This window comes from Microcystis sp. LE19-131.1A (genome assembly GCF_027532015.1).
In the GTDB taxonomy this organism is placed as follows: domain Bacteria; phylum Cyanobacteriota; class Cyanobacteriia; order Cyanobacteriales; family Microcystaceae; genus Microcystis; species Microcystis ichthyoblabe_A.
In genome coordinates, this window is the sequence record NZ_JAPZSS010000148.1 from 1 (window position 1) to 9,190 (window position 9,190).

At 41.1% G+C, this 9,190-nt stretch carries 8 protein-coding genes and 1 tRNA gene; 6 read left to right on the top strand and 3 right to left on the bottom strand.

All coding sequences use genetic code 11. From position 1 onward, the window contains the following. Positions 1–310: 310 nt before the first annotated feature. From O9323_RS11980 to O9323_RS12005, 6 genes are all read left to right on the top strand, one after another. A complete protein-coding gene (locus O9323_RS11980) occupies positions 311–1,168 on the top strand; it encodes a sulfotransferase domain-containing protein (RefSeq protein WP_002795697.1) in 858 nt (285 codons plus the stop codon). A 251-nt stretch (positions 1,169–1,419) separates the two neighbouring features. Beyond that, the gene (locus tag O9323_RS11985) at positions 1,420–2,676 is read left to right on the top strand and encodes a glycosyltransferase family 4 protein (RefSeq protein WP_288125169.1); all 1,257 of its coding nucleotides are present in this window, start codon (positions 1,420–1,422) and stop codon (positions 2,674–2,676) included. Positions 2,677–2,694: 18 nt separating this feature from the next. After that, on the top strand, positions 2,695–3,420 hold the full coding sequence (locus tag O9323_RS11990; RefSeq protein ID WP_149107676.1) for an FkbM family methyltransferase: 726 nt from the start codon (positions 2,695–2,697) through the stop codon (positions 3,418–3,420). A gap of 75 nt (positions 3,421–3,495) precedes the next feature. Continuing rightward, complete coding sequence (locus O9323_RS11995; protein ID WP_130758109.1) at positions 3,496–3,813, top strand: hypothetical protein; 318 nt, start codon at positions 3,496–3,498, stop codon at positions 3,811–3,813. Between the two features lie 141 nt (positions 3,814–3,954). Beyond that, positions 3,955–4,275: a DUF433 domain-containing protein gene (locus O9323_RS12000; protein ID WP_288125170.1), complete on the top strand. Its 321-nt coding sequence runs from the start codon at positions 3,955–3,957 to the stop codon at positions 4,273–4,275. Positions 4,276–4,283: 8 nt separating this feature from the next. Beyond that, a complete protein-coding gene (locus tag O9323_RS12005) occupies positions 4,284–4,637 on the top strand; it encodes a DUF5615 family PIN-like protein (RefSeq protein WP_288125171.1) in 354 nt (117 codons plus the stop codon). A gap of 520 nt (positions 4,638–5,157) precedes the next feature. On the opposite strand, the gene O9323_RS12010 is transcribed toward O9323_RS12005, so the two are convergent. From O9323_RS12010 to O9323_RS12020, 3 genes are all read right to left on the bottom strand, one after another. Continuing rightward, entirely contained in the window at positions 5,158–7,080 is a 1,923-nt protein-coding gene (locus O9323_RS12010; RefSeq protein ID WP_288125172.1) for a S9 family peptidase, read from the bottom strand. A 129-nt stretch (positions 7,081–7,209) separates the two neighbouring features. After that, positions 7,210–7,283 (bottom strand) — tRNA-Pro (locus O9323_RS12015). Positions 7,284–7,586: 303 nt separating this feature from the next. Beyond that, entirely contained in the window at positions 7,587–8,798 is a 1,212-nt protein-coding gene (locus O9323_RS12020) for an FAD-dependent hydroxylase (RefSeq protein WP_002754762.1), read from the bottom strand. Positions 8,799–9,190 lie beyond the last annotated feature (392 nt).

Consider the following 9,190-nt stretch of genomic DNA (forward strand, 5'->3'; position numbering starts at 1 on the left):
GGGAGCATCCCAATTATGTAATGAGTATAAATGCTCAGAAGGGTAAGAAGGCTTTTGTAGTAACGATTCTGGTTCCAATCACACAATTTAGAGAACCGTTGAAAATCTATGAACTCCCGAAAAGGCTTGCCATATAAGTATTTCGCATCTAAGTACAATTGCTTATTGCAAAAGTGGGATGCTCCCTTGCCTGTGTATCCAATAGAATATCATCTGAATTATACTTGGATTTTCCTACAATAGGCATTCCAAAAGTATAAATTATGTGTTATTATGTCTGTAAATCATATACGCTTTTGAGCTATTCGTAATGTTATTGAGCAAATTATCTCATAAAATTGTGACAAAAATTCACAGTGTCACATTGCAGAAAAAAATTATCAGTGTTTATAAAAATACGGAAAACCCCAAATCGGCTATCTTTTACACCACTCATAAATGCGCTTCGAGTTTTGTGCCTCAATTATTTAGTGTAATCTTGAAAAATTCTGATTATGAATTGGTGGACTATGCTGGAGCCATCTGGCATTTGGGAAATAAATTTAATTTAGGCACTCCTCACATCGATTGTCTCCAAAATTTCCTAGAAAAATCCTACAGCGACCTTTATTCTCTTCATGGTAAAATATATGGGCCGCAAAGAGTTCCTTTGGATTTTCCCGGTAGAGATAAGTTTAAAAATATTTTCTTTCTCAGAGATCCAAGAGACGTGCTTATCTCTGCTTATTTTTCCTTTGCTTTTACCCATCCTGAACCTCTGAACGATATTAGTAGGAAGGAGTTTCTTGAAAGAAGGAAAAGACTACAAGAACAGGGGATAGATCAATATGTTCTGGAAGAATCGAAGACTTGGGTAGTACCTTTGTACAATAAATACAAGCATCTTCGAGATACTGCTCAAAACTCTATTTATTTAAAATATGACTTTTTCACGGCTCAAACCCCAGAATTTATTGAGAGAATTGCCGAATTTTTAGAATTAAATCCTTCTCAAGAAGAAATTGCTCGATTAACGACAAAAGCTAACCCAGTTCAAAAGATAGAGGTTATGAAACATCAGCGTTCTGGTAAAACTGGTCAATATCTAGAAAAGTTACATCCAGATACAGTGGATAAACTCGATCATATTCTAGCAGAAGTTTTATCTGACTGGGAATTTCCTCTGTAATTCAACGATCCTTGGCTTTTTTTAAACTAAAAGTTTCAGAGTGTTACGGCGGATTCATGTTTGTTCTGGTACATTTTTCACGCCGAAAGGCTTATCCAATAAGGATTTGTCTGTGCCAGATGGATAGAGTAACCGCCGTATTAGTTGAAAATTAAAGTCTTGATATCCGTAACATTAACTTTATTGACTTTGATAAATACCGCTCTTAGAATAAGGAAAACTATGTAAATAGAAAAGATGTTATTTAAATTATGAAAGTATGTTTACTAAGTAATTCTGATGGTCGAGGAGGCGCCTATGCGGCAGTTTATCGTTTACATCAAGGCTTGCGGGAAACTGGTGCAGATTCGACTCTGTTAGTTGGTGATAAAACTCGTGATGACTATACTGTTTTATCGCCAGCAAATAAATTAATGAAGGGTTGGACAAAGCTAATACCTGCTGTTGATCACTTGCCCTTGTCATTATATTCTCAAAGAGAGAGAACACCTTATTCTATCCAATGGCTTCCCGATCGCCTTGTTTCTAGAGTAGCCCAAATTAGTCCAGATATTATTAACTTACACTGGATTAATGCGGGATTCTTACAAATTGAAACCCTAGCTAAATTTAAGCAACCTCTTGTTTGGACGGCTCACGATATGTGGCCTTTTACTGGTGGTTGTCATTATAGTGGAGAATGTGATCGCTATACCCAATCCTGTGGTCATTGTCCCCAATTAAAAAGCCAGCAAGATTGGGATATTTCTCGTTGGGTTTGGTGGCGAAAATCTCAAGCTTGGAAAAATCTAAATCTGACTATTGTTACCCCCAGTCAATGGTTAGCAGATTGTGCTAGAAATAGTTCTCTATTTCAGGATTTACGGATAGAAGTAATTGCCAATGGCTTAGATATTCAAAGATATAAACCAATCGAGAAAAACACTGCTCGGCATCTCTTAGGATTACCCCAAGATAAACAGCTTATCCTCTTTGGTGCTATGACGGCAACAAGCGATAACCGAAAAGGGTTTCATCTGCTGCTACCTGCTATAAAAAAACTCAGTCAGGGGGAAATATGGCAGCATAAATTAGAGTTAGTGGTCTTTGGTGCTTCTGAACCAGTTAATCCGCCTGATTTTGGCTTGAAAACCCATTATTTAGGCAGATTAAATGATGACATTTCCCTAGCTTTAGTCTATGCCGCCGCCGATATTTTCGTCGCTCCCTCCCTTGAGGATAATCTTCCTAACACAGTCATGGAAGCTCTCGCCTGTGGAACTCCCTCTGTTGCCTTTAAAATTGGTGGAATGCCTGATATGATCGAACATCAACAAAATGGTTATCTCGCTCAACCTTTCGATGTGGAGGAATTAGCAAAGGGAATTTCCTGGGTATTGGAGGACGAAAAGAGATACCAGAAATTGTGCGATCGCACTCGTGATAAAATAGAGCAGGAATTTACTCTTGAGATTCAAGCATCTAAATATTTAAAGCTGTATAATGATATCTTGGAATCTTCCAAGTAAACTTGAACAGTCTTAGCCATGATCAAAAAAACGATTAAGAAACTCTCCAGAAGTTTAGGAATTGATCTAAAAAGATACAATATCCAAACATCTGAAGCTGCGAAAATGCAGCGCTTGTTGGCCTATCACAACATTGACTTAGTATTCGATGTTGGTGCTAACATTGGGCAATATGCTAAATTGCTGCGAGAATTAGGCTATTCTGGGAGGATTGTTTCCTTTGAACCGCTGTCCAGTGCTTACTCTCAGTTAAAAGCTGTTAGTGAAAAAGACCCTCTGTGGGAAATTGCTCCCCAAACTGCCATCGGCAACCAAGAAGGTGAAATTATCATCAATATTGCTGGTAATAGTCAGAGTAGTTCAGCTTTGCCAATGCTGGATGCTCACTTAGAATCTGCCCCCGAATCAGCTTACTCTGGTTCAGAAACAGTAAAATTGAGCAGGCTAGATACCCTGGCCAAGGACTATATCAAAAGCGAAACTAAATCCATTTTCCTCAAAATAGACGTGCAAGGATTGGAAAAACAAGTGCTAGAAGGAGCAACTGCAATTTTGCCTTTGGTTAAAGGCATTAAGCTTGAATTATCTTTAGTCCCTCTCTACGAAGGTCAAGTCCTGTTTAAAGAAATGATTGATATTATAGAAAAACTAGGTTACGAACTGTACGGTATTGAACCAGGGTTTACTGCCGAAAAAACTGGGAGGATGTTGCAGATGGATGGCATTTTCTTTAAACCAGATTAAAAATTTAATCTGGTAAAACATGAGCAAATTTATTTGTAGATATCCCTTCTTAAATAGTGCTACAGTATGTACACAATGCGTACACAACGAGAGAGACTATGGATTAAGTATGACATTGAGAAAATTGGGGTGCGAGAATTTCGGAGCGAACTCCCTAAATACCTATACGGTGAGACTCCCGTTGAGGTACTACGTCACGGTCATACTGTTGGGTTCTATTTCCCCGTTAAACAGGGGAGTAAAAGCGCCGATATCGCTGCCTTACAAGCGGTGGCCGCTCAATTTGAGTACCTGTTAAGTCAAAAAGGAATTTCCGAGGACGATATTGTTCGTGAGTTTCGTCAGATGTGTGAAGCGGACAGAGCGAATCAGGGAAAGGATTTAGGCGGGTGAGACTCAAATTCCTCGTTCTCGACGCTAATATCATCATAAGAAATAGACATCTCCAAAAATCTATGCTCCAGTCCTAGCAATGGTATTCCTACTTGGTAATGCGATTTCTTATCCCTTTAGCTAAACAGCAACATTGCTCCTATGAAATTAGCCCCCATCCCAACAAAACAGTACATCGAGCAACGAGACGAAGAATATTGGCTCGAAGGAACTCGTATCTCCCTTGATTCAGTTGTCTATTCTTTCTTGAACGGAGAATCTCCCGAAAGCATTGCCCAAAATTTCCCAATCCTTTCCCTCGAACAGGTTTATGGTGCGATCGCTTTCTATCTGGCCAATCGAGAGCTTGTCGATGCCTATCTGAAAAAGGGTGAAGTCGAGTTTCAGCGACTACAACAGTCTTGTAGAGAAAAGAGTCCTTTGCTGTACCAAAAATTGAAGGCGGCTCAAGCCAAGAAGTAGAAAGCAGCATGACAAAAATTCGCTTTCAAGCTGATGCCGATCTCAGACAGGCAATTGTGACTGGCGCAATCCGCAGACAACCAAATCTGGATTTTCAGTCAGCCAATGAAGCAGGGCTTGAAGGAATAAAAGATCCAGAAGTTTTAACCATTGCAGCACGGGATGGTAGGGTGCTGGTCACGCACGATCGCAAAACCATGCCGACTGAGTTTGGTCAATTCATCTTGTCGCAAACGAGTTCTGGTGTTCTAATTCTTTCTCAGAATCTTCCAATCGGCGAAGCGATCGATGCAATTATCTTAGTGTGGGAAGCATCTACGACTGAGGAATGGATCAATCAGATTATGACTTTTCCATTTTAAGTGGCTACACTATCTGGCCAAACCCTTGGAGGTGGAAGACTTGGCACAGGGGATTAATTGGGTATTAGAAAATACAGAAAGGTATAACCAATTGTGCATTCGGGCAAGGCAAAAAGTGGAGCAAGAATTTACTCTTGAGATTCAAGCATCTAAGTATTTAAAGCTGTATAATGAAATGTTGTAATATAAGCAACCTCGAAAAATTGCCTCTCTTTTCAATAACAGAAGCCTAAAAGCGCATATAGCGTTTCCTGTTCGCAAGAGGTATATTATCGATGTTTAAAACCCTAATTAGCAAAGGTTTAACTGTGCCACACAGGTGTGAGAACCGCTCTATATCACTACACTGCCCCTAGTGGTCTCCTGACTTTTCAAACATCCTCTAAGAAAAACATGGGACAATTAAAATTATTTCTATTCGGGTCAGTTTCTTAACTAGAAAGACTTTTAGTCTTCAGATAATATTGGGTCTATATCTGCTGTTCACCGATTACTGGCCTAGGAAATTAATTTGGCACGATTACTTAATTTCTACGGGTTCTAAATTATCAGCAGGAGTAAAACCAAAGAGACGGGAATAAAAATAAAATTCTGCATCTAATGCTCGTTTTATCGATTCAGCTTGACGAAATCCGTGTTGTTCTCCCGCAAAGGGAAGGTAAGCAACGGGTAAACCTTTCGCTTTTAAAGCTTCTACCATCATTTCCGCTTGATTGGGTGGAACCACTCGGTCTTCTAATCCTTGGAAAAAGATCACCGGACAGGATAACTGAGCGGTAAAATGAATAGGTGATCGCTGATAGTAAATTTCCTTTTCTTGAGGATAACGTCCCACCAATTTATCTAAATATCTCGACTCGAATTTATGGGTATCGGTGGCTAAAACCTCTAAATCACTAACTCCGTAATAACTAGCTCCTGCTTTAAAAGTATCATGAAAAGTTAGGGCCGCTAAAGTTGTATAACCACCGGCGCTGCCTCCAGAAATTGCCAATCTTTCCCCATCGACTAATCCCTGATTAACCAAATATTTTGCCCCGTTGATGCAGTCTTCCACATCGACAATTCCCCAATTTCCCAGCAAACGCTGACGATATTGACGACCATAACCCGTACTACCGCCATAATTAACATCTAGATAGCCAAAACCGCGACTGGTCCAGTATTGCACCCGCAGACTTAAACTAGAGGTCGCCGCAGCCGTCGGTCCACCGTGACTTTTGACTAAAAGGGGCGGTAATTCGCCATTGGGGGCGGTATAATCGGGGTTTTTGGGGGGATAATACCAAGCAAATGCCGTTAGTCCCTGACTGGTGGGAAAAGCGAGCATTTCTGGAATCGAGAAATAATCGCTAGAAATAGTTAAATTACTAGAAGATTTGAGAATTTCTCTCGTTCCTGTGGTTAAATCCATTGAGATAACTGCTGTTACTTCCCTGAAAGAACCGCCAATAAAAACTATTTTGTTCTCGCTAACTTGTAGGGAAGAAATGTTAGTATCATCAGTAATAATTTCTTGAAATTCTCGATTAACAGTATCGATACTTCCTAAATACCAACGGCCATTTTTTGTATAGCTACAAATAATCTTTGATTCGCCAGCAAAGCCGTAGTTAGATAAACCAAAAACCCAATGAGGATAGGCAAATTCAGCCTCTATTGGTTCGAGAACTGGTTCGATTTGTTCATCATGGTTAAAGCAATAAAAGTTCCAGAAATTATTGCGATCGCTGGTAAAATATAACTGTTCATCGACAGACCAGCGCGGTTCACACACTGACTCATTTTCACCACCAGCAATGACCCGAATATTACTCAAATAAAGATTATTAATATCTGCTACCGAGAGAAAAGAACTATCCCAGGGCATATTAGGATGATTCCAACTAATCCAAGCTAATCGAGAACCGTCGGCACTTAAGCGAGGAGAGGTATAAAAATCGTCGCCTGATACTAAAGTTTTTATTTCTCCTGTATCCACATCGATGCTGACAATACTATTAACTGGTTCTCGATCTTTTTGGCTATGATCTTCACAAACACAGATTAAACGATTGCCAAATTTATCGAGAATTAAATCCGCATAACGACAGGAATTTTCTGGGGTCAGAGGTTGGGGTAAACTATCAGCAGTTTGGCGATAAATTCTTTGGTCAGCAAAATTACAAAAATAGATAATTCCGGCAACAATTAGATAGGAACCTCCCCCGTATTCATGGACACGAGTTCGCACATTAAAAGGTGCTGGGGTGATTTCTGTGGTTGTGCCGTCGGGGTTTAATTTAACTAAAACATTTCGCCCCTTTTCCTGTGGTCTGCCTTCTAACCAATAAATATCTTCTCCATCTAGAGTTACACCGCCAAGACTAATCGATGCTGCCACAATTAGATCCGAGGTAATCGGTGATTTCCAGGAACCGTAAGCTGATATTTGATTAGACATTTTCTCCTAAAGTAGTGATTCTAATGGTGAACTAACTTGATCAGAAACGCTGATAAATTAAGAAAATTCCAAGTAAACAGAACAAGGTAGGGATTAGGTGCATCCCTACCTTGTTCTGTTTTTCTGCAATCGGAGCGGCGGGATTCGAACCCACGACCCCTACTACCCCAAAGTAGTGCGCTACCAAGCTGCGCTACGCCCCGATATTGAACCTTAACCATCATAGCGATAATCGCAGCATTTTGCAAGCTTTTTTTTCTTCCTTTCTCCCCCATCCCCGGAATTAGCGGCCAGCTATCTAACTAGGGTTTGCTGAAAAAGTTGTTCGTGGGGACAGGGTGTGGGGTGTGGGGTGTAGGGTGTAGAGTTTTAACAGTTTTGAGGTGGCCAATTACCTAATTTTCAGGGAAAAAGTGCCTAAATTTCCCCCCGATCACTCTCATATCTGGTACTTTTTGATTGACAAAAAGTCTAAAGGTCTTACCCAATAAGGTTTTTAGATTTATTCAGCAAGTCCTAGCTAATTGGGGAATACGTCCTTTTAATCCCGTCATTAATTGCAGGGCAAACAATTTCAACGGGGGGAAACCGCGCATAATTGCCAATCCGAGACGACGGATGAGAACGATGGGCGGCCAGTTATTGGAGAACAGGCGATCTAGAAAATCTGTGAAGCCTAAAATCGCTAAATTCTCCGATCTACGCCATTTTTCGTAGGATTTTAGGGTAGAAAGCGCTCCTATATCCTCTTGCTTTTCCGCTGCTTCCTTTAATACCTGCGCTAAAGCGGCTGCGTCGCGAATGCCTAAATTTAAACCTTGACCACCGACGGGATGACAACAGTGGGCGGCATCACCAATTAAAGCCAGTCGGGGTTTAACATAGGTATCACTCTGCATTAACTGTACGGGAAAGAGAGCGCGGGGACTAACTAATGCTATTTTTCCCAGTAATCCCCCTGTATATGCTTCTAATTTGTCGATAAATTCCGCTTCGGGCATTTCTTGCAGTTTTTTCGCTTCTTCATGGGGATTGGTCCAAACGATCTGACAGCGATTACCCTGGAGCGGTAAAATGCCCATCGGACCGGTGGGCCAAAATCTTTCAAAGGCGGTATCGTTGCGATCGAGTTGATGTTTAATGGTGAAAGCGACACAGGATTGCCAATATTTCCAACCTTTGGTTTTAATTTGCGCCCCTTGCCGGATAGCGGATTTGGCTCCATCAGCCCCGATAACTAATTTTGCGGTGATTTTTCGGGTTTGACCAGCTTCTTCCAAGGTGACAGTGGCTGTTTCTGCTCCGTACTCCACTTCTAACACTTTAGCAGGGGATAACCAGTCAATGCGATCGCAATCTTGGCTGGCATTGTGCAGGGCGGTTAAAATCACTTGATGTTCGCCCACATAGCCCAAATAATCGGTTTTTAGCTCATCGACCACAAAGGGGACAAAAATCGGAAAATCGGCATCAGAAAGGCGAATATGACGAAATTTACCGATACTGGGTGAGATTTTATCCCAGATACCCAAGCCTGTAAAAATCCTGCTGGACATCAACGAGAGGGCATAAGCTTGACGACGGGAGGCGGCCACCTCTAGGGGACGTTCCTCGATCATAGCGATATTTAATCCTGTATTTTTTAAAGCCACCGCTAGGGTGGTTCCGACTATACCGCCCCCGACAATGATTAAATCGTAGTTGTCCCGTCCTAACATATAAATACTTTTCTCAAAGATAATCAGTGACTACACTGATCTATTCTGACACGATTTTCGGGGTTGCTGTCGGGTTTGATTGTATTCACCCCACCTAGCCATTGATAGACTTGAAAGGGTTTTGTCCGTGGTTGAGAGTTTCGGGTTATCGCTCTTCCTGGACTTCTGGAAGGGTGATAACAAGCTGCTAAGTAGCTGGTTATAATTAAATTGAAGATAGATTTTAGGTTCGATCCCCCCTGCCCCCCTTGATAAGCTATCCATTAGTCACATCTTTCTTAACATAAAATTTGACAAAAAGAGAAAAGTGTGCAAGATGGCTCAAGGGGGTTCTATGGGGGGACTAATTTGATGAGATAGTTTCCAAGTCTGGCTGATATCATGTAACCTTC